This window comes from Enterococcus sp. 7E2_DIV0204, assembly GCF_002140855.1.
GTDB classification, from domain to species: domain Bacteria; phylum Bacillota; class Bacilli; order Lactobacillales; family Enterococcaceae; genus Enterococcus_L; species Enterococcus_L lemimoniae.
In genome coordinates this window covers 2,784,039-2,806,219 of record NZ_NGKY01000001.1, presented here as the reverse complement: position 1 = coordinate 2,806,219, position 22,181 = coordinate 2,784,039, and the positions used below count along the sequence as shown (strand labels likewise).

17 protein-coding genes are annotated in these 22,181 nt (G+C 36.4%); 3 read left to right on the top strand and 14 right to left on the bottom strand.

Going from position 1 to position 22,181, the window contains the following annotated elements:
* Positions 1–24: 24 nt before the first annotated feature.
* Positions 25–1,860 (bottom strand): translation elongation factor 4, encoded by a 1,836-nt coding sequence (lepA, locus tag A5819_RS13020; protein WP_086279193.1) that lies wholly within the window; start codon positions 1,858–1,860, stop codon positions 25–27.
* A gap of 399 nt (positions 1,861–2,259) precedes the next feature.
* Between lepA and eis the strand changes: the two genes are divergently transcribed.
* From eis to A5819_RS13005, 3 genes are read left to right on the top strand one after another with little or no spacing between them, the layout of a single operon-like run.
* Positions 2,260–3,480, top strand: a complete 1,221-nt coding sequence (eis, locus tag A5819_RS13015) for an enhanced intracellular survival protein Eis (protein WP_086279192.1) — start codon at positions 2,260–2,262, stop codon at positions 3,478–3,480.
* Positions 3,481–3,535: 55 nt separating this feature from the next.
* Positions 3,536–4,015: a nucleoside 2-deoxyribosyltransferase gene (locus tag A5819_RS13010; protein ID WP_086279191.1), complete on the top strand. Its 480-nt coding sequence runs from the start codon at positions 3,536–3,538 to the stop codon at positions 4,013–4,015.
* 42 nt (positions 4,016–4,057) lie between these two features.
* Positions 4,058–4,735, top strand: coding sequence for a hypothetical protein (locus tag A5819_RS13005; protein WP_086279190.1), 678 nt, complete (start codon positions 4,058–4,060; stop codon positions 4,733–4,735).
* 38 nt (positions 4,736–4,773) lie between these two features.
* On the opposite strand, the gene A5819_RS13000 is transcribed toward A5819_RS13005, so the two are convergent.
* The 13 genes from A5819_RS13000 to A5819_RS12940 form a co-directional block, all read right to left on the bottom strand.
* Positions 4,774–5,178 (bottom strand): organic hydroperoxide resistance protein, encoded by a 405-nt coding sequence (locus tag A5819_RS13000; RefSeq protein ID WP_086279189.1) that lies wholly within the window; start codon positions 5,176–5,178, stop codon positions 4,774–4,776.
* 171 nt (positions 5,179–5,349) lie between these two features.
* Positions 5,350–5,796, bottom strand: coding sequence for a MarR family winged helix-turn-helix transcriptional regulator (locus A5819_RS12995; protein ID WP_086279188.1), 447 nt, complete (start codon positions 5,794–5,796; stop codon positions 5,350–5,352).
* 172 nt (positions 5,797–5,968) lie between these two features.
* Positions 5,969–8,572, bottom strand: a complete 2,604-nt coding sequence (gene clpB, locus A5819_RS12990) for an ATP-dependent chaperone ClpB (RefSeq protein ID WP_086279187.1) — start codon at positions 8,570–8,572, stop codon at positions 5,969–5,971.
* A 616-nt stretch (positions 8,573–9,188) separates the two neighbouring features.
* Positions 9,189–9,659, bottom strand: a complete 471-nt coding sequence (locus A5819_RS12985) for a hypothetical protein (protein ID WP_086279186.1) — start codon at positions 9,657–9,659, stop codon at positions 9,189–9,191.
* Positions 9,660–9,801: 142 nt separating this feature from the next.
* A complete protein-coding gene (dnaI, locus tag A5819_RS12980) occupies positions 9,802–10,731 on the bottom strand; it encodes a primosomal protein DnaI (protein WP_086279185.1) in 930 nt (309 codons plus the stop codon).
* The gene (locus A5819_RS12975; protein ID WP_086279184.1) at positions 10,731–12,137 is read right to left on the bottom strand and encodes a replication initiation and membrane attachment family protein; all 1,407 of its coding nucleotides are present in this window, start codon (positions 12,135–12,137) and stop codon (positions 10,731–10,733) included. Before A5819_RS12975 ends, dnaI begins: the two co-directional genes overlap by 1 nt.
* A gap of 12 nt (positions 12,138–12,149) precedes the next feature.
* On the bottom strand, positions 12,150–12,635 hold the full coding sequence (gene nrdR / locus A5819_RS12970; protein WP_086279183.1) for a transcriptional regulator NrdR: 486 nt from the start codon (positions 12,633–12,635) through the stop codon (positions 12,150–12,152).
* 317 nt (positions 12,636–12,952) lie between these two features.
* Entirely contained in the window at positions 12,953–13,546 is a 594-nt protein-coding gene (gene coaE / locus A5819_RS12965) for a dephospho-CoA kinase (RefSeq protein WP_086279182.1), read from the bottom strand.
* Positions 13,547–13,549: 3 nt separating this feature from the next.
* Positions 13,550–14,386: a DNA-formamidopyrimidine glycosylase gene (mutM, locus tag A5819_RS12960; RefSeq protein WP_086279181.1), complete on the bottom strand. Its 837-nt coding sequence runs from the start codon at positions 14,384–14,386 to the stop codon at positions 13,550–13,552.
* A gap of 97 nt (positions 14,387–14,483) precedes the next feature.
* Positions 14,484–17,129, bottom strand: a complete 2,646-nt coding sequence (gene polA / locus A5819_RS12955; RefSeq protein WP_086279180.1) for a DNA polymerase I — start codon at positions 17,127–17,129, stop codon at positions 14,484–14,486.
* 308 nt (positions 17,130–17,437) lie between these two features.
* Positions 17,438–18,349 (bottom strand): aldo/keto reductase family oxidoreductase, encoded by a 912-nt coding sequence (locus tag A5819_RS12950; RefSeq protein ID WP_086279179.1) that lies wholly within the window; start codon positions 18,347–18,349, stop codon positions 17,438–17,440.
* Positions 18,350–18,409: 60 nt separating this feature from the next.
* The gene (locus A5819_RS12945; protein ID WP_086279178.1) at positions 18,410–19,888 is read right to left on the bottom strand and encodes a helix-turn-helix domain-containing protein; all 1,479 of its coding nucleotides are present in this window, start codon (positions 19,886–19,888) and stop codon (positions 18,410–18,412) included.
* Positions 19,889–19,998: 110 nt separating this feature from the next.
* Positions 19,999–22,020, bottom strand: a complete 2,022-nt coding sequence (locus A5819_RS12940; RefSeq protein WP_254907313.1) for a heavy metal translocating P-type ATPase — start codon at positions 22,018–22,020, stop codon at positions 19,999–20,001.
* Between the last annotated feature and the right edge of the window lie 161 nt (positions 22,021–22,181).

Sequence of the window (22,181 nt, the reverse complement as noted above, 5' to 3'; positions counted from 1 at the left end):
TCTTATTTTTAGATCGAATTTTTACTACTTCTTCGGTTCGTCCTCGTCCATTTTCAGAACTGCCATGAACGCCTCTTGCGGTACTTCAACAGAGCCAACTTGTTTCATTCGTTTCTTACCATCTTTTTGTTTCTCCAATAGCTTACGTTTACGTGAAATATCTCCACCATAACACTTAGCCAAAACATTTTTACGCAATGCTTTGATCGTTGAACGTGCGGTGATTTTTTGACCGATCGCTGCTTGGATTGGCACTTCAAATTGTTGGCGAGGAATTAATTTTTTCAACTTCTCAACAATTACTTTACCACGTTCAAAAGCAAAATCTTTATGCACAATAAAACTCAATGCATCGACTTTTTCTGAATTTAATAAAATATCCATCTTAGATAAATTACTCTTACGGTAACCAATCATTTCATAATCTAAAGATGCATAACCTTTCGTTCCAGATTTCAACCGGTCAAAGAAGTCATACACAATCTCTGATAACGGCATATCGTAAACAACATTCACACGGTATTCATCCAAATAATCCATGGTAACGAATTCGCCACGTTTTCGTTGCGAAATTTCCATTACAGCCCCAACGTATTCATTTGGTACCATGATCGTTGCTTTTACATAAGGTTCTTCTACAAAATCAACAGTACTTTGATCGGGAAATTCCGCTGGATTATCGACCACGATTTTCGTTCCATCAGTCTTAGTTACATGATAAATTACTGATGGAGCTGTTGTAATCAAATCAAGATTAAACTCTCGTTCTAAACGTTCTTGAATCACGTCCATATGCAATAAACCTAAAAATCCACAACGATAACCAAATCCTAAAGCTTGAGAAGATTCCGCTTCAAACTGCAAAGCCGCATCATTTAATTGTAATTTTTCTAGGGCTTCACGTAATTCAACATAGCGAGAGTTATCGATTGGGTACAATCCGCAATAAACCATCGGATTCATTTTGCGATAGCCTGCTAATGCCTCTTTGGCAGGATTATTTGCTAATGTCACAGTATCCCCTACTTGGGTATCGCGAACCGTTTTGATTGCGGCTGTAATGTAACCTACATCCCCAACCATTAAGAAATCACGGCTGATCGGTTTTGGTGAGAAAATACCGACATCGGTTACTTCAAAGGTTTTATTGTTATTCATCATCATGATTTTATCACCAGGTTTTACGACGCCATCCATGATTCGGACATTTAAAATAACCCCACGATAACTGTCATAAACTGAATCAAAAATCAATGCTTTCAAAGGTGCTTCAAGATCCCCAGTTGGAGCTGGCACTAGATCTACGATTTGTTCTAAGATCTCTTCGATCCCAATTCCAGCTTTGGCACTTGCTAGAACAGCCTCACTAGCATCGATCCCAATCACATCTTCGATTTCTGTACGAACTCGTTCTGGATCAGCTGCTGGTAAATCGATTTTATTGATGACTGGAATAATTTCTAAATCATTATCTAAGGCTAAATAAACGTTGGCTAACGTTTGTGCTTCGATCCCTTGTGCTGCATCAACGACTAAAATAGCTCCTTCGCAGGCCGCTAAACTTCTTGATACCTCATAGGTAAAATCCACGTGCCCTGGGGTGTCGATTAGATGGAAGATATAATCTTCCCCATCTTTCGCTGTATAAGTCAGTTCAACAGCATTCAATTTAATCGTAATACCACGTTCACGTTCTAGATCCATCGCATCCAATAATTGATCTTGCATTTCACGATCAGAAACCGTTTCTGTTTTTTGTAAAATCCGGTCAGCTAGAGTGGATTTCCCATGGTCAATATGAGCAATAATGGAAAAGTTACGAATTTTCTCTTGTCTTTGCTTCATTTCATTTATATTCATTAATAGTCCTCATTTCTTTTATGAACAGCTGAATGAGCAGGTGATTTTTAATTCTAGCTCAGTCGCTCATCGCTCAGATCATTTTCAATCAGCACTTTTCATTATAACAAGATTTCGCCTAGAATTAAAGAACTTTCCTATGTTTACCAGAATCTAGTACTCTCCTTTGACTATTAAAGGCAAATTTCATCTTCCTTAATAAATTCCTTGCTGGTTATAGTTGATTTCACTGTGTCTTGATCAATAAATTTTACGCTTCATTTTCCACCTTCAACTAATAGTCGCACGCACTCTACTAGGTCTAAAAACCCCTCTTTACTATTTCTTAGGAAGTAATACTCTATTTATTCCTATTTTTTTGATATACTGAAGGTAGAAAAAATAATTGGAGATGGAAAAATGGACCAAAAAGAGTTCAGAGATAGTTTAGAATTAAAAGCCGTAGATGAAAAATATGTAGATCAATTTAATGAGTTATTGAGTTATGTCTTTCAGTTTACAGAAGCTGATTTAGAAGAAAGCGGCTATGAAAGTAAAAAAGAATTGATCAAATCAAAACAACCAATTTTAGAACAATCAAAAGTTTTTGGTTGGTTCCACGAAGATCAATTGATTTCTCAAATTGCCATTTATCCTTGTGAGGTCAATATTCACGGAACCCTTTTCAAAATGGGTGGGATCACGGGCGTGGGGACCTATCCAGAATATGCGAATCACGGTTTGATGCAGGATTTGATTCATCTTGCCCTTAAAAATATGCGAGAGGATCAACAATGGATTTCTTACCTTTACCCTTACAGTATTCCTTATTACCGTAGGAAAGGTTGGGAGATCATGTCCGATAAACTATCGTTCAAAATTCGTGATACCCAACTACCGAAACAAGTTGAAGTACCTGGTATGGTGGAGCGTGTCAGTGTTGATCATGAAGATGTCTTTACTGTCTATGCCAAATTTGCCCGACAAAATCATGGTGCCTTGATCCGTAGTGAATTTAACTGGGAAGAATATTGGCGCTTTGAAAATGAAGATGAACGAACCGCAGCTGTCTATTATGGTGCGAATCAAGAACCGTTAGGTGTGCTCTTTTACTGGGTAGCGGAAGATGTCTTTCATATTAAAGAAATGTTTTATATCAATCAGGAAGCTCGTAATGGCTTATGGAATTTCATTTCAGCTCATTTCTCTATGATTGATTGGGCTGAAGGCGATATTTATAAAAATGAACCGTTAGCCTTTTTACTAGATGACAGTCAAATCAAAGAAACCATCGAACCTTATTACATGGCCAGAATCGTGGATGTAAAAGAAATGTTGCTAGCTTATCCCTATGCAAGTACTGCAAAACCGTTTCATTTTATCGTAAGTGATCCTGTGGCTGAATGGAATAATGGTGTATTCAGTCTCTTATGGGATGAAGATGATCAGGTTTCTGTTTCCGATGAACCATTGGGACAACCTGTGCAGATCGATATTCAAACGTTGACTTGTCTACTAATGAACTATCGTCGCCCAACCTATCTACATCGGATCGAACGATTAGAAACAGATAAAGAAACCTTAAATTCATTAGAACGGATTTTCCCTGATCAAGAAGCTTATTTTAGCGATTATTTTTGATCAGTATTAACACTTTAACATTACAACAGATAACGTTCACTGGAGGAAACAAAATATGAAAATTTACTTTGCAGGCCCGATGTTTGCGAAAGCTGACTTGCTTTACAACGAATTTTTGGTCAAACAAATTCGCGCTTTGGATGATTCACTGGAGGTTTACTTACCGCAAGAAAACGGTGCGATCAATGATAAAACAGCCTATGCAGACAGCACGATGATCGCAGTAGCTGATACTGAACGAGTCCTTGAAAGTGATCTATTAGTTGCTGTTTTAGATGGTATTACGATCGATGCTGGTGTGGCTTCTGAAATTGGGGTCGCTTATGCAAAAAACATCCCGATGATTGGTTTGTATACTGATACACGCCAACAAGGAGCCGATAATCAAAAGAAATTAGCGGCTTTGAGTGAGACTGCTGAGAATCAATTCCATTATCTTAATTTGTATACAATCGGCTTACTAAAATTAAATGGAACTGTTGCTACGAATGAACAAGATTTCTTAGAATTGATCAAAGAACAATTCACTAAATAATTCAGTTGTACTTTATAAAATACGAAAATTGGAGGCTTTTATATGAAGTTAGAATTTGAAGATAAACAAGAAAAAAATGCCTTTTACTTTTTACTCGTATTTGGTTTTATTACATTACTCGTCAATATCGTTAAAACTTTTGTGGTTCAGCCAACTGAACAATATGTACTGTTAACATTTGAAATGGTTGCTGGGATTGCAGTAATCTTTCTACCATTTGTTTTTACAAAATTTACCGGATTAGTTTTTCCAAAAATGGTTCGACTTTATTATTGGTTTTTCATTTGGATCGCAGTTTTTCTTGGAACTGGGCTACGTTTGATTATTATCGTACCATTTTGGGATAAAATTTTACACGCAGTTAGCCCGATTTTATTGGTCGCAGTAGGCTATGCCATCATTGGCTATTGTTTACGTGACGCTGATTTTACTAAAGTTAGTCCTTGGTTGTTTATTATTATGGGCTTTGCATTTGCTGGATTAGCTGGTGTTTTCTGGGAGTTCTGGGAGTTTCTCTGTGACTCGCTTGGTAACATGAATTTGCAGCGTTATATGACGGAAGCAGGTAAACCTTTAGTTGGTCGGGCTGCATTGATGGATACGATGGGCGATCTATTTACAAATACGATTGGTGCCTTGATATTAACCTTTTATAGCTTTACCCAACGACATAAACCTGATTATTTTAAAGCTTATGCGTTTAGAAAAGTTAAAAAATAAAAAAAAACCACTTTAGAAAGCCTAAAGTGGTTTTTTTGCTATTCTATTTCTAACTCTACTGAAATATTGCCTCTTGTCGCTTTTGAATAAGGGCATACTTCATGAGCTGCTTTGACTAATTCTTCTGCTGTTTCACGATCGACATCATCGATTTTCACAGATAAGACAACCCCTACTTGGAAACCAGATTGTTCATCGCTAAATAGAGAAACAGTTGCTTTTACAGTACTTTTAGACGTAATCTTTTTTTGTGCCATAACAAGTTCCAACGCACTATTGAAACAAGAACTGTATGCTGCGGCAAATAATTGTTCTGGATTTGTTTTATTTTCTTGATGAGGTCCAGGAGAGGTTACTTGATAACTAAATGATTTATCAGGTGAAAATACTTCCCCTTCTCTTCCGCCAGTATTGATAATGGTTGTTGAATAGATTTTTTTCATGATTCATTCCTCCGCTTCTTTTTTATGGGAATCTATCGTACAATTAAATTGTACACAACATTTATTCGGAAGTACATTAGTTTGCTTAAGCTTTTTGTTCTTTCCAAAGAAAAAACTTCAAAAAGCAGGAGCTAGTAATGTACATCCTCCTTTTTGAAGTCGTGTTCTATCTTATTTTAACTGAGTAATATCACTTACCTGTTTACTTAAAGTATTGATTTGTTTGATTAAGGAAAAATAGTTTGTTTCACTAAAATCTAACTGAGTCAAACAGCCTTCCACTTGGTCATAAATCTCTGTTTCCAGCTGAATTGCCTTTTCTGTAAGGGAAATAATCACAATTCGTTCATCATCTGGTAATCTGTCACGATTGAGGTAACCATTTTTCTCCATTCTTTTCAGCATAGGTGTCAATGTTCCTGTATCTAATTCAAGTTTTTCACCGATATCCGAGATCCGTTGATCTGAATATTCCCAAAGAACAAGCAACACTAAATATTGGGGATACGTTAAATTAAATGGTTTTAATGCTTTGGCATACATTCTATTAAATTGTTTGGAGACACTTTGTAAAGAAAAACATAGTTGTTCTTCTAGTCTTCTACTTTTTTTATCCACTAGATCCCTCTTTTTGCTATTGTTATATTAGTTAGATTCTACACAATATCGTTTTTAAAATCAATTTTTTTCACTTATAAAAAAAGTGTGAAGGGGTTATAACTTTGCGAGTTATAACCCCTTCACACGGAATCCGAATAAACGCTTCGGTCTCAGCCTCAATTGCTTTAACTTACTCTGTTATCGTCTCATTTTTAAATACTAATTGTCCATTTAATAACGTGATTGTTACTTTTGTTTTCGGTAATACACGTCCTGACACGATTTCTTTCGCTAAGGGAGTCTCTACTTCTTTAGTAATAAAACGTTTCAGCGGACGAGCACCATAAGCTGGATCATAGCCACTTTCTGCAATCCAAGTTTTCGCTTCATCAGAAACCACTAATTCGATTTCTTGCCGTTCTAAGCGTCGAGCTAGTTGAGCCGTCATCTTGCCAATGATTCCTTTGACATTATCCAAGCTTAGTGGCGTGAACAATATCGTGTCATCAATTCTATTTAAGAACTCTGGTTTGAAATGACCGCGTAAAATAGTCATTACTTGCTCTTCAACTGCTTCTGGAATCGTGCCTTCTGGTGTAACCCCTTCAAGCAACAGTTGAGAACCAATATTACTAGTCATGATCAATACAGTATTTTTGAAATCAACCACACGCCCTTTAGAATCTGTCAAACGACCATCATCTAACACTTGGAGTAAAATGTTAAATACGTCAGGATGCGCTTTTTCAATTTCATCTAGCAACACGATGGTATAAGGATTACGACGAACGGCCTCTGTCAATTGCCCACCTTCTTCATAACCGATGTAGCCTGGAGGTGCGCCGACTAAACGAGAGACACTATGTTTTTCCATATACTCACTCATATCGATCCGCACCATATGCTCTTCTGAATCAAATAGATCTTCTGCTAACGCTTTAGCAAGTTCTGTCTTACCAACACCAGTTGGTCCTAAGAATAGGAAGGATCCCAAAGGACGATCTGGATCTTGTAACCCAGCACGAGAACGAATCACAGCATCACTAACAGCATCGACCGCTTCATCTTGACCAATCACACGTTTGTGTAAAGTCTCGTTCAACTTTATTAGTTTTTCTCGTTCCCCTTCAACCAGTTTCGTTACAGGGATTCCGGTTAAACGACCAACTACTTGAGCAATTTCATTTTCAGTCACGGCTTCTTGCACCATACGGACATTTGCTTTGTCATTTTTTGCTTCAAGTTGTTTTAATTCCTCTTCTAATTGAGGAATTGTACCATGACGAAGGACAGCTGCTCGTTCTAAATCATAATTGTTTTCAGCGTCTTCTAACTCATGTTTTGCTTTATCGATTTCACCTCGTTTATTGCTAACGGCATTGACCTCTTCTTTTTCAGTCTCCCATTGCATCTTCATGGCATTTGCTTCTTCACGAAGATCAGCCAGTTCTTCTTGCAATGCGTTTAGACGTTTTTTACTAGCATCATCAGATTCTTTTTTCAAGGCAGCTTCTTCGATTTCTAATTGCATTAAACGACGCGTTACTTGATCAAGTTCTGTTGGCATTGAATTCATTTCCACACGAATCGTAGCACTTGCTTCATCAACTAAGTCAATGGCTTTATCTGGTAAAAAACGATCCGTGATATAACGGTCAGATAACGTTGCTGCAGCAACTAAAGCATTGTCATGGATGTTGACACTATGATGGATTTCAAAACGTTCTTTTAACCCACGCAAAATACTGATCGTATCTTCAACAGTCGGCTCTTTTACCAAAACTTTTTGGAAACGGCGTTCTAACGCTTTATCTTTTTCCATATATTGACGATATTCATCTAATGTTGTTGCGCCGATCAAATGTAATTCACCACGAGCCAACATAGGTTTCAATAAGTTACCCGCATCCATACTACCTTCTGTTTTTCCTGCTCCAACGATATTATGGATTTCATCAATGAATAAAATGATACGCCCTTCACTCTTTTTGACCTCTTTTAAAACAGCTTTTAAACGTTCTTCAAATTCGCCACGGAATTTGGCGCCAGCGATCAACGCTCCCATATCTAACGAAAAGATCGTCTTATCCTTTAAGTTTTCCGGTACATCTTTTCGCACGATTCTTTGGGCTAATCCTTCAACGATAGCTGTTTTACCAACACCAGGTTCGCCGATCAAAACAGGGTTATTTTTTGTTTTTCGTGAAAGAATTCGAACAACATCACGGATTTCTTCATCACGACCAATGATCGGATCTTGATTGCCGCTTTTTACCTGCTGTACCAAATCTACACCATATTTTTCTAATGCTTTGTATTGTTCTTCTTGATTTTGAGAAGTCACACGATCTCCTCCTCTCATGTCTTCGATATTTTTACGTAATTCTTTTTCTGTGATTCCTTGACTAGTCAAATACTTGGTCAAGCGATAATTTTTCAATTTCATCAACGCTAAAATCACGATTTCAGTCGCTAGAAATTCATCTTGAAATGATTCTCTCAACTTATCTGCTTCACCTAATAAGTTAAACAGATTTTGACTCATACTTTGTCCATATTGGATATTGCTCCCTTGAATACTAGGGTACTCATCGATTGCCTGATCGATTTCTCGTTCAAAAGCCTCGACGTCAACACCAGCATCTGTATAAAAATTACGACCAAAATGATTCGGCTGTATAAAAATCTTCCATAGATGAGCAATATCGATTTCCTGATGGTGGCGAGTTACTGCGACCTGTTGTGCTTCAGCAATGGCCTCTTGTAAAGTTGTAGTCATTTTTTCGATATTCATAACATTACCTCCTAAATTTAAAAGCGTAATAAGCCCGTTTAGGCTCGACTGGAAAATAGAAAAAATCGATTGAGACGCTTTTTTTCTCACTCTATTTTTATCTTTTTCCCGAGAGACTGGCTTATGGAGCTAGATAGATAAAAGCATAATAAGCCCGTTTAGGCTCGACTAGAAAATAGAAAAAATCGATTGAGACGCTCTTTGTTTCACTCTATTTTTATCTTTTTCCCGAGAGACTGGCTCATAAAGCTAGATACTGTTAAAAGCTGAAGGACCTAGCTGTGACACTTCTGGCCACACTCTAATCTTAGCTTTTCTTCAGCCTTATACCTAAAATTGCCTTCTATATAAATAGTATCCTTTATTCCCTAAAAAAACATTACGTCTTTTGGACTATTTTTACCAAGGTCTGAAGTCTGATTAACTTTGACCTTATAAATTAATTATACTTGATTGGTCAGTAAAGGTCAAATAAAAACTTCTTTTTTTTGACCAATTCCCCCTACCTATTTTTATGATACTCCAACTAATTATTTTAGCAAATAATATGAGTTTCATTAGCAAAAAAAGATGATCCAAACGCTCAACCGAACGCTTTTAGATCATCTTTAGATTATTAAATTTTTTCAACTTTTATTACTGAATTCCCAGCAACTTGAGGTGGAATCGACATTGTCATGGCTGGTAACCCGACTAAGGTAAACTGAATTTTATCTCCCGCTCTTAAATCCGCTTCTGTCAGTCCAGCTGCTAATTGCTCGGTCGATACATTTAGGATCACACCATCATTTTTCATCATATTGAGGATTTCTTCAGGGTCAATTACTGCTTCCACCTCATTTAAAACCAAACGAATCGATTGGTCAACTGTCTCGTTTTTCTTTCCATCTTCAACTAGGATAGCAGTGAAAACGGATTGTTTTTGCACCTTGTCCGAACTATTAGAAGTTTGTTCAGTTGATTCTTCTTTCTTACTCATCATAGAAGTTTCAGTACTTCCTTTCGTTTCACCGTTATTATTAGCTGTACAAGCACCTAAAATGAACAATGCGCAAATTGTTCCTACAGCAATACTCATTTTTTTCATTAAAATTCCACCTTTCCCCTCATGATACTCTTATACAATTTCCAGTTGGAATTCGAAACTATATTTAACCGCAAGAATACCAACCTACAATCATTAGGTTTTTGGTCAAACTTTTTAGGATCAATACCTAAGCAGATAGATTCTAACCATTTCTTCGATCATTTCCTGACATCGTGATTTCTTGTGCTAAATAACGAATTCGTTCCATGATTCGGCGGGCCTTCAAAGGTTCTTGTTCCCCACGTTGCGTGACAGATAGATGTTTTTCTAACTCTTTTAAATCAAGATTAGAAGAGAAAAAAGTCACTAATTGCTCTTGCATGCGATATTGTAAAATAACACTTAAAACATCGTCACGAATCCAGGATGTCATTGATTCTGCGCCTAGATCATCAATCATCAACACTGGTGATTTTTTAACAGCATCTAGCTTGGGTCCAACCATATCCTTACCGATTGCTTGTTTCATTTCAACTGTAAAGGTTGGGAAATGCACAATAGTCGTCACAAATCCTCGTTCCGCTAAACTATTTGCAATGGCACCTAATAGAAATGATTTTCCTACGCCGAATGTTCCTTGAAGATATAGTCCTTTGTGAAATTCTTTTGGTTCAGAAGTATATTCGTTCAAAAATTTCATTGTTTCAGCCATCGCCTGCGCTCGACCTTGAGAGGCTGTATCAAAACGGCTTAAACTAGCTTCTCGTACATCTTTAGGCATATCCATCGCGCGAACTCTTTTACGAATCTCATCTTCTTTTTGCTTGGCAATCAACGCTTCAGTTGGTACATAAGTAACATCGATATAGTGAAAATTCAAGGTTAATTTCGGCTCATAGCCAGGAGCGATCATTGATGGATCATTCAATTGATATTTACGTTTTTCTTGTACAAACTCATACAGTTTCGAATAGCTTTTACGGATGTCATCATCCGTCAATCGCTCGCGATGTTCTTGAATAAATTCTTGGACATCCGTATCTTTTAATACAACATCGACCAGTTCATTATAGCGTTCGTTCATATCTCTGTTTTGAATGATTTTTGACATTTCTTTTCCTACGTCTTCCATTAGTTGCCGCCTCCTTTACTCAGAAAATCTTGAATTTCTTTATCTAATCGTGCTTGTTCTTCCTTCGATAGCTTTTGCTCTTCAACCGGATTTTCTACCCAATCTGGTAGTGTTTCCTGACGAATTGGACGGTTGTTTTGTCCGTAGCGCTGTCTCGTTTGTTTTTGTTCTTTGCCTTTTTTGGCTAACTCACGCACATGATCAATCGCCTTTTCAGGGGAAAAAATACCACTTTGTGCCCATTCATTGGCGATTCGATTAACATAGTCCGCTTTTAGTGTTGGTTGTTTTTGAATATTATAAACATAATTGATCAAGACATTGATCACACTGTTTGGCAGTCCGGATTTACTCACTAAGTATTTAACTAAAGAACGCTCTTGTGGCGTAGTGTAACCACCTCGTTCGTTTTTTAAGGCTTCTAAATAATTCAGCGGAAAATTCTTCTCACTATCCATGATCATTTGAATATCTTGTGTTGAAAAACCATTCATTTTTAATGAGTTGTAACGATATGTTTGCTGATCGTCGGCAGATAGTTCCACTGAATCATTGGTTTGGAATTGGCTGGTCTTTTGTTTTTTATCCGGATCATAAGTACGATACACCGCTCGTTCAAAGTCTTTGACGTCGATCTTACTCGTATAATAATCAAATGATTTAGAACAAAACTCGATCATATCTAATTCTGTGATTCCAAATAAATTGTGGAAGATAAATACCTCTTCCTTAAAACCAGCACTATTATCAGGAAGTTTGATTCCTAAATTTTCAATTCCTTGAACAAAATAGACCCAATCAAAGGTTTCATTGACTGCACTTGGTTTTTTCACAGGTCTTGGATCAGTGAACGCTTGCTCCATCTTACCTAGCTGACCACTTTGTGCAATGATTTGCTCCTCTTTGAACAGATAGATATCTTTAAAACTAGCTGAAATATCTTCAAAACCCGTCAAACTAATAAATTTTGGTTTGAATCGTTCAAATAATTTATCCATCTTTCTTTGTCCAACACTGTTTAAAAGAGTCAGTGACAACACTTCGTCTTTAAAGAAACGTTCAGCCGTTTCAGGATGATTTAAACGATATAAAAAGTAAGTCCCTAGTTCATTATCTTCTTTAACAAAGGTACCTAATAAGCCAATACCTTCTAATTTTTTTCTGGCAGTTTGAATTTCTTTGATACTCATGTCCAACATCGTAATCAGCTCTGCATGAAAAAGTGATTCACTAACACCTGTTTCTGTAACTTCTGATAACAGAGTCAAATATAAACTAAACGCTTTCGCCCCTATTAGCGGTTGATATAAAAGTGTTAAAACAGTTTGTTCTTGGTCAGACAAAGGATAAGCAATAGTTGCTTGAAATATGCTTTTTGGCTGGACTTCTTTCCACTTCTCTTTCAAGGAAAGACCTCCTTATTCATTGGTTGTATCAGCGTTTGAAGACTTTGCTTTATCAACGATTCCTTGCAATTCTTTTAAGAATACACTCATGTCTTTAAATTGACGGTACACGCTGGCAAAACGAATATAGGCAATTTCATCTAGATTGACTAAATCTTCCATTACATATTCTCCGACTAGTGTCGTTGAAACTTCATTCTCGCCTAAGCTACGAACACGATTTTCAACATTGTCAACGATTTGTTCCATTTGTTCCATGGCAACTGGACGTTTTTCTGCTGAGCGAATCAACCCGCGTAAAATCTTCTCTCTATTAAATTCTTCTCGGTCACCGTTTTTCTTAATGACTAATAGTGGTGCCGCTTCAATCCGTTCAAATGTTGTAAAACGGTAATTACAATTTTCACACTCTCTACGACGACGGATTGCACGACCATCGTCAGCTTGACGACTATCAATTACACGAGAATTATTATGATGACATCTTGGACAACGCATAGTATTCACCTCATTTTATCTAATAATATCTATTTTAACAGTTAATTTTAAGTTTACTTCCTATATTATAACATGAAATGCTTAAGAAACCAGACATTAACGATTACTTCTTAACCATTTTTTTTCATTTGTTTAACGTTTATTTAATAACAGTTTTTTAAATAAAATGAATCAGACTCTCACTGAGCTGGTTATTCCTCTTGTCAATTTATCTAAACAAGTTGTAACAAAAAAATGAAAACAAAATCGGCTTTAACATTCGCTGCCTCTCTTGTCTTCATTTTTCTGAAAAATAGTTCTCATCACAGATCGAGTAATTAAAAATGATTGTTTAACACCCAATTTTCCACCAATTTCTTAGTTTCTTGGATCGTTTTTTGATTATCAAATACGATATCTGCTTTTTGCTTTTTCTGTTCGATCGATAATTGACTATTTATTCGTTGCCACGCTTCTTGTTCCGTCAGATGATCTCTTTCCATCAGACGATCCAGTTGAATCGTTTCTGGAACATAGACAACCGCTACTTGGTCCATGTCATTTTCATATCCGCCCTCATAAAGCAAAGGAATATCAACAACGACTAATGACGCTTGGTCTTTTTTCTTTTCAATTTGCGATAAGATTGCTTCTCTTAAAAAAGGAGAGAGTAATGCATTTAGTTTTTGTCTTTTTTCTTCGTCTGAAAAAACGAGCGCTCCTAATTTTTTACGGTCCAATGAACCATCTGGCTGCAACATTTCTGTTCCAAACGTAGACACAATTTTAGCTAACGCTGGCCTCCCCACTTCAACAACCTCTCGAGCAATCACATCAGCATCAACAACTGGAAACCCCAGTTCTTTAAAAACCTTTACAACGGTACTTTTCCCTGTAGCAATCCCACCAGTTAGTCCTAATATCATTGTCATCGTTTAGTTCCTCACTTTTAAGGTTTGACACTTCGGACAAAAATGAGTTCCTCGTTGCGCAACTTTGATTTTTTTGATTGGTGTAGCACATCGTGGACATGGTTTCTCCGTTTGGCCATAAACATTTAGTGAAATTTGGAAGGTTCCTGCTTCTCCTAGCGCATTTAAGTAGCTACGGATTGTTGTTCCGCCAGCTTCGACCGCTCGGCCTAGGACATCGATGATTGCATAATACAGCCCTTCAACCTCTTTAGGTTTTAATGAATCAGCGGGTTGTTCTGGATGAATACTCGCTTCCCACAAAGCTTCATCTACATAAATATTCCCTAAACCGGTAACTAGTCGTTGATCTAATAATAACGGTTTGATGGCTTTATGATGTTTTTTTAACCCAACTCGAAATTCCTTTAATTTGAATTGAGTAGGAATTGGTTCAGGACCTAAAGCCAAGATACCTTTATAATGTTCACCTTGATTTTTAGGCACTAAAACCATACGACCAAATTTCCGAACATCAAGATAACGGAGTTCAGTTCCATCGGTAAACGTGAAAATCACGTGAGTATGTTTTGTTCGCTCTTCTTCTGGCTTATGGGTTTCATATTTTCCTTCCATCCGCAGATGAGAAATCATATCGTAATTCGTTAATTTGAAAATCAAAAATTTGCCACGTCGTTCCATTTTTTCGATTGTTTGACCAATCAACTGTTGCTCAAAAATATCTGTTTCAGGTGATTCAATGATTCTCGGCCATAATATCGTGACTTCTTCGATTATTTTGCCGACAACTAACTTTTCCAACCCTTTTCTGACGGTTTCAACTTCTGGTAATTCAGGCATAACTCACCTCTCCTTTGAAGAAAAAGACCGAAACAAACACATCAAGGTTTTACAACCTTGTTCGTTAGGTCAGTCTTTTTCAGCTTATTTTAGTTGCTTATTTTGCTTCATACCATGTTTTACCCCAGCTGCTATCTGTCAGCAATGGTACATGTAATGAAACAGCATTTTCCATCACTTCTTTAACCAAAGCATTTAGCTGATCTAATTCAGCTTCTGGCGCTTCAAAAACAAGCTCATCGTGAACTTGCAGTAACATCGTTGCCTGCATTTTTTCTTCTTTTAATCGTTGATCCATATTGATCATCGCAATTTTCAAAATATCAGCGGCACTACCTTGAATCGGTGTATTGATTGCAGTTCGTTCTGCAAACGAACGAAGATTGAAATTACGTGAATTGATATCTGGCAAATAACGACGACGGTTATACAAGGTTTCTACAAATCCTTTATCTTTAGCGTCGCGAACGATATCTTCCATGTATTTTTTAACACCTGGGTATTTCTCAAAATAAGTATCAATATACTCTTGTGCTTGTTTCCTAGTAATACCTAAATTTTGGGATAAGCCATAATCGCTGATTCCATAAACGATCCCAAAATTGACCGCTTTGGCTTGGCGACGCATATTTGGCGTAACATCTTCTGGTTTTTCGATACCAAACACACGCATCGCTGTACTTGAGTGAATATCTTGCCCTTCAATAAAAGCTTCTTTCAAATGCTGATCATCAGAAATATGAGCTAATACACGTAGTTCGATTTGAGAATAATCAGATGAAAAAATCAACCAGTCTTTTTCTCTTGGCACAAAAGCTTCACGAATTTTACGCCCTTCTTCTAGACGGATTGGAATATTTTGTAAATTAGGATCAACAGAGCTTAAACGACCCGTTTGAGTTAACGTTTGCACATACCTTGTATGGATTTTATCATCTGGCTGAATTACTTTTAAGAGACCTTCAACATAAGTCGATTGAATTTTAGCAATCTGACGGTAAACTAAAATATCTTCTACGATCGGTGCTTGTTCTTTTAACTGTTCTAAAACGTCAACGGCTGTTGAGTAGCCAGTTTTTGTTTTTTTAATAACAGGCAAGCCCATTTTTTCAAACAGAATTACGCCTAATTGTTTCGGTGAATTCAAGTTAAATTCTTCGCCCGCTTCAGCATAGATTTTTTGTTCGATTTCACGTAGTCGATCTGAAAACTCAATACGCATTTCTTTTAATCGATTTGCATCTACACGAATTCCCGTAATCTCCATGTCACCTAAAATTTTTGACAGTGGTAGCTCCATTTTATAGAATAAATCAGCTTGATTTTTTTCAACCAATTCTGTATCCAATTTTGCGGAAAGAAATTGAATAGCCTTAACTTTTCGAGCCAAGTGACTGAAAAATGCTTCATCGTCTTCTGGCAGCCCTTTTTTGGCACCTTTTCCATAGACTGATTCATCGGAATGAATATCTGTGTAGCCGTAATGTTGAGCCACGCCTTCAATATCAGCACTATTATCATTTGTATCTAGTAAATAAGCAGCCAATAAAACATCAAACTTAATCCCTTGTGGTTTTCCGACATAGCGATTTAGTGATACATAGGTCCGTTTTGCATCATATACAGTTTTCTTATAGTTATCTGATAATACCCAATCAACAAATGGTTTACTTTCAAATAGCTCTAAACTATTTGTCACGTATACTTTTTCTTTATTGCCCCAAGCAACTCCTACGATAGGAGAGGTATGGTAATTTTCTTCCATCATTTCAACATATAAGGCCATATCAGCTGTAAACATTTCTTCAGTGAACGTATCCACTACATCGAAATGAACATTTTCAAGTTCAACAGCTTCTTCTTCAACATTTAATTTGCTTAACATTTGCTTGAATTCCATTTCCTTATAGAAGGGAATCAGTTTTTCTAGATCTTTTCCTTCATATTTCAATTCATCAATATCGACTTTGACTGGAGAATCAACATTGATTGTCGCTAAACGCTTAGACATGAAGGCTTGCTCTTTATCATTGATTAAGTTTTCTTTCATTTTACTTGGTTTCATGCTGTCGATGTTTTCATAAACACCTTCAACTGAACCAAATTCTTTCAATAATTTGATTGCTGTTTTCTCACCAATTTTTGTAACCCCTGGAATATTATCTGATGTATCTCCAGCAAGACCTTTCATATCGATGATCTGATTAGGTGTTAGGCCATCATATTTTTCAGCTACATGTGCTGGTGTATAAGTTTCGAGATCACTAACACCTTTGATCGTAATGTCAACTTTGACTGAATCTGTCGCCAATTGCGTTAAATCTCGATCTCCAGACAACACAACAACATCAAATTGGTCTTTTGGCACTTTAGTAGCCAATGTTCCGATAATATCATCAGCTTCATAATTTTCTAGCTCATAATACTTCACGCCTAAACCAGTCAGCAATTCGCGAATATAAGGCATTTGCTCTTTAAATTCTCCTGGCGTTTTTGAACGACCTGCTTTGTATTCTGAATAAAATTCGGTTCTAAAGGTTGTCTTCCCAGCATCAAATGCGACTAAAACATGCGTCGGATTTTCTTTAGCCATGACGTTTTCAAACATATTATTAAACGCATAAACGGCATTGGTATGTAACCCATTTTTATTTTTAAATCGTTCTAGGGAATTGTGCAAAGCAAAAAATGCTCGAAAGGCAACACTGTTTCCATCAACTAATAATAACTTATTTTTTGTCATCTTTTTTCTCCTCATCTTCAGCAAACTGGTTTCCTATCTATTCTAACAAAAAACTGTCAACTTTGCAGTAGGAAGGAACTAAAGTTCGCAAAGCTGCATTGAATACAAAAGAAAACCCGCTCTGCACACTCAGAGCGGGTCAAATTAGGAGTTCACACAAATGAAATTGTTTTTGTAGCAATTGTCTTTCTTCTATGTCCTTATAGTACAAGTAATTTGTGAACATTGTATGAACGAAAAATTTCTAAAATGTAACTTTTTTTAGGAAAAATCGGCCTATATTTCTATTTATACCGAAATCTTTAACTCTAAGGCAAGATATTTCCAGCCGCACGGTAAATTTCATACCATTCTTCTCTACTTAAAACAATCTCTGATGCTTTAGCAATTTCTGCGATTCGTCCTTTATTCATTGTTCCTGCGATCACCTGCATTTGGGCTGGATGCCGTAAAATCCACGCAGTTGCAAGACCTGTAGCTGTACAATTATGTTTTTCAGCGATTTTATCTAACGTGGCATTCAGCTCTGAAAATGTTTCATTTCCAATAAAAACACCTTCGAAGAAACCGTACTGATAAGGTGACCAAGCTTGGATGGTCATTTGATTTAAACGAGAATAATCTAAAATACTGCCATCATGATCTACACTTGCTTCATCTGTCATATTTACATGGATACCTTGATCGATCATTCCAGTATGTTTAATTCCAAATTGCAACTGATTTGCTAATAATGGTTGTTTTACTGTTTTTTTCAATAAATCGATTTGCATTGGTTTTTGATTGCTGACACCAAAATATTTCACTTTGCCTTGTGCTTCGAGCTGATCAAAAGCAGCCGCAACTTCTTCTGGTTCAACAAGTGTATCTGGTCGATGAAGTAATAATGCATCGATATAATCCACACCTAAACGTTTTAAACTGCCTTCAACGGAAGAAATGATATGTTCTTTTGAAAAGTCAAACATACCTTTACGAATCCCGCATTTTGTTTGAATAATAATTTCTTCTCTTTTGATCGATGTTTCTTTTAATGCTTTACCAAAAATCGTTTCGCACTCGCCACCGCCATAAATATCTGCATGATCAAAAAAATCGATACCGTGCTCATACGCTGTCTCAATAATTTCTGCTGGTTTTTCAACTCCATTCATTCTCATACAACCAAGAATCACTGATGCCGCTTGTAAATCACTTGTCCCAAATTGAATTTTTTTCACAGGAAACCCTCCTAAAATTGTATTCACTTATTTAGTTTAACACATTTTCTTGAAAGGGCTTCATTTCATCACTTTTTTTATTAGTTTTTCGACCTGGTAAAGTGTTTTTTCTGAAAAACCTGCTTCAATTAATAACGTAGGCTGAGGATATTTCCGATGTAAAGATTGATATACAACTGTGGTTAAAATAATATCCGCATATGAAATAGATTTCGAAGTTCTTGCGTAGATTATAGTTAAATTGAATTTATGCATAAAAAAGTGAGTGATTCTTTTCCCTAGTTTTGTTTCCATCTCAAGTGGTAAATCAGTCATTAAACAGATAAAAATTCTTTTTTCAAAAGAGACTGGAGAAATGAGCGAGCTTACAATCATAAAATAACGATACCATATTGTATCTTTGGGAATCCGCTGATAATAGTCGTTTTCTTGCATCAATTCATTTACAGCTAAACTAAGTTTACGAGTAAAATTAGGATAATTCTCTGTAAAAAGCATTTTTAAATATTTTTTTTCAAAAGGAAAACCTGAAAGTAATTCATAATATAAATGAAAGCTTAAAAATGCTACCAAGCTCTCTTTTGAGTGACTTAATTTTCCTCCGAAAGAGATGTGTCTCAATTTACTATTTGCTGTCAGCGTCCGTAAATAACAAGTTGTTTTCTTTAAATAATGTTCCCCAATAAGAAATATCTGGTTGTTTGATCCAAAATATGGTAAAAAATAGGCTTGGATCATTAAATACAAATAGACCAACTCTTCAAAATCTAAATTAGTAGCACTGCCTTCTGAATCCATAACAGCCATAAATTTAGAAAAAGTAGCGCTATTTTCGATATACTGCTTCCAACTCTTTTTGATCCAAACTTTATTGCCACCTTGATAACGCCAAAAAGCTATTTGAGTGATTCGAGTTATCGTTTCTTTTTGCAGATCATTGATTTTCATATTAAAAAAAGAAATAAATTTAATAGCAAGTTCGCGACTATTTTCTATTGTACATAACAAAGATTGTGGTTTCGTTTCTTGGTAAGCAAACCAATAAAATGGCAAAACCAATGCTCTAATTTGTTCTTCTTCTCCTATAAGCTCCCAGGTTCCTCGCTTTAAATGTAAGTTAAATTTTTTCAACCAGCCATTTATTTTCTTTGCTCGCCTTCTAAGGCTAGACTCACTCACTAACATACTACCTATTAGTTGTTTTGTAGTAACATTTTTCTCTTCAATAATTGTTTTTAGAAAAATGATTTCGGGAAGATCATTTAAATATTGAACTAAAAAAAACTCCAAATATTGGTCATCCTGCCTTTTCAAATAGAATTGGTTTCTATCACGACAGCCAATGGCTAATTGCTGTTCTAATTGATAGCGTTTGAATAGCTTTTTCAATTTTTTTATTGCCCTTATTATTGTTTTTGAATTTATTCCTAATTCTTTTGACAGTGTATCTAGTGACTTGCTATTATCCGTATATCTTAACGCATTAAACAAGCCAAGTAATTTCTTTGATTCAACATCAAAAATTTCATTATAATCCATTCCAAACCTCCACCATAAAGATTAAAATAGTATTTTATTCATTAGCTGTACAAAAAAAGTAATGAGTTATGCATAGAAAATATACGCATAATTCATTACTTTTCATTTTTTTAATTATGAATTCTTAGTGTCATTGCATTAGCTGCCACAATCACTGTGCTTAGAGACATCAAAATCGCCCCTACTGCTGGGTTCAACAAAATTCCCCATGGAGCTAAAATACCTGCAGCAAGTGGAATCGCAATAATATTGTAGCCCGCTCCCCACCAAAGATTTTGAATCATTTTACGTCGTGTTTGCTTTGCTAAATCAAGGAATCGAAGAATATCTTTGGGATCACTATCCGTTAAAACAACATCAGCTGAATCAATGGCCACATCGGTTCCAGCTCCAATGGCAACACCAATTGTGGCTCTGACTAAGCTTGGTGCATCATTGATTCCATCACCGACCATCATTACTTTCTCACCTTTTGCTGTGTACGTTTGAATGATTTTTTCTTTATCTTCTGGTAATAGCTCGCCATGATAATCATCTATTCCTAAATAATGAGCGACCGATTCTGCAGCAACTTTATTATCACCAGTCAACATTACCGGCACGATTCCCTGCGCTTTTAAATCGGTTATGAATTGTTTTGCTTCTGGTTTCACTATATCGCCTAGGGCTATCATTGCTACTAACTTCTTATCAATAATTAAGTAGCTTAATGTATTTCCCTGTTCTTGGTATTGTCGTTTCATTGATTCATCGAACGAAAACGCAAGATGTTCTACTTCTTTCTCATTTACAATTTTGACGTTTTTTCCGTTGACCACACCTGTCAAACCTATTCCAGCAAGACTTTGAAGATTTTCAGCTTTATAAGGTGAAATTTTTTTCTCCGTCAAATAGTTCATGATTCCGATTGCCAAGGGATGATTTGCATTACTTTCTAAAGCGCCGATCACTTTTAAGGCCTCTTCTTGAGTTGTATCTGGATCGATCATTTCAACTCCAGTAACTGTAAATTTCCCTTCTGTTAAGGTTCCAGTTTTATCTAACATTATATAGCGAATATCGTTGGCTTGTTCTAGTGCATTTCGGTTTTTTAACAATAAACCGTGTTTTGCTGCAATAGACGTAGAACGAGCTATAACTAGCGGGATTGCTAACCCCAATGCATGAGGACACGCAATAATGAAGACTGTTACCATACGCTCAAATGCAATACTGATATTTTTATCGACCATCCACCAAATAATAAAGGCTAAAAGCCCAGCACCAAGTGCAATATAAAATAACCATTTGGCCACTCGATCAGAAAGTGATTCAAGATTTGATTTTTCAGTCTGCGCCTTTTTAACCATCTCCATCACTTTGGAAAGATACCCAGTTTCTCCTGTACCTGTCACCAGTATCTCAATTGTTCCACTACCGTTGACGGCCCCACCGATCACCTTATCTTTTTCGTTTTTTGTGACTGTTTTTGATTCTCCCGTAACCATCGATTCATCTACAGAAGTGCTTCCTTTAATAATCACACCATCAGCCGGAATTTTATCACCAGCTCGTACAACTAGATGGTCATTTTCTTGGACTTGCTTTAAGGATACTTCTTCTTCCGTTCCATCTTTATTTAAGCGTTTCACTTTATCAGGTAGTAATTCCGCCATTTTTTGTAACGCATCACTAGCATTGGATACAGCATTCATTTCGATCCAATGTCCTAACAGCATAATAACGATCAAGGTTGCAAGCTCCCAGAAAAAGTCCATCACATGATTTTGCGGCATCAGTTTATTCATAATAAAAGCATAAATACTATAGAAATATGAAACAGAAATCCCCATCGCAATCAATGTCATCATCGCTGGACTTTTCTGCTTAAGCTCCATTTTAGCCCCATTTAAAAAAGGCTCTCCGCCATAAAAAAAGAGAATCGAAGCCAAGATCAATACTAACCAATCTGAACCTGGAAATGTGAACTGAAATGGAAGATCAACCCCCATCATCGGAGACAGAAAAATGATTGGAATGGCGAGAACTAGTGAAAACCAGAATTTTTGTTTAAAGTTTCCCATGTGCATACCATGATCCATCCCACTCATCTGATCGTCACCGTGCATTGTGCTATGATCCATCCCTTCCATTTGATGAGCTTGATGATTCATATGCTTTTCTTCATTATGATTCATTTGAATTCCTTCTTTCTCGAATTATAGAATGTTTAAAAATATGCTGACTTTCAAACAACGAAGTACAGAAGAAAGTGCTATCCTCATTCAAGCATAGCACAACAAATCTTTCGGTA

Bases quoted from the DNA above. Each gene is read 5' to 3' on its own strand.
- lepA (WP_086279193.1), bottom strand. From the start codon at position 1,860: ATGAATATAAATGAAATGAAGCAAAGACAAGAGAAAATTCGTAACTTT.
- eis (WP_086279192.1), top strand. From the start codon at position 2,260: ATGGACCAAAAAGAGTTCAGAGATAGTTTAGAATTAAAAGCCGTAGAT.
- A5819_RS13010 (WP_086279191.1), top strand. From the start codon at position 3,536: ATGAAAATTTACTTTGCAGGCCCGATGTTTGCGAAAGCTGACTTGCTT.
- A5819_RS13005 (WP_086279190.1), top strand. From the start codon at position 4,058: ATGAAGTTAGAATTTGAAGATAAACAAGAAAAAAATGCCTTTTACTTT.
- A5819_RS13000 (WP_086279189.1), bottom strand. From the start codon at position 5,178: ATGAAAAAAATCTATTCAACAACCATTATCAATACTGGCGGAAGAGAA.
- clpB (WP_086279187.1), bottom strand. From the start codon at position 8,572: ATGAATATCGAAAAAATGACTACAACTTTACAAGAGGCCATTGCTGAA.
- A5819_RS12985 (WP_086279186.1), bottom strand. From the start codon at position 9,659: ATGAAAAAAATGAGTATTGCTGTAGGAACAATTTGCGCATTGTTCATT.
- dnaI (WP_086279185.1), bottom strand. From the start codon at position 10,731: ATGGAAGACGTAGGAAAAGAAATGTCAAAAATCATTCAAAACAGAGAT.
- nrdR (WP_086279183.1), bottom strand. From the start codon at position 12,635: ATGCGTTGTCCAAGATGTCATCATAATAATTCTCGTGTAATTGATAGT.
- coaE (WP_086279182.1), bottom strand. From the start codon at position 13,546: ATGACAATGATATTAGGACTAACTGGTGGGATTGCTACAGGGAAAAGT.
- mutM (WP_086279181.1), bottom strand. From the start codon at position 14,386: ATGCCTGAATTACCAGAAGTTGAAACCGTCAGAAAAGGGTTGGAAAAG.
- polA (WP_086279180.1), bottom strand. From the start codon at position 17,129: ATGACAAAAAATAAGTTATTATTAGTTGATGGAAACAGTGTTGCCTTT.
- A5819_RS12945 (WP_086279178.1), bottom strand. From the start codon at position 19,888: ATGGATTATAATGAAATTTTTGATGTTGAATCAAAGAAATTACTTGGC.
- A5819_RS12940 (WP_254907313.1), bottom strand. From the start codon at position 22,020: ATGGAAGGGATGGATCATAGCACAATGCACGGTGACGATCAGATGAGT.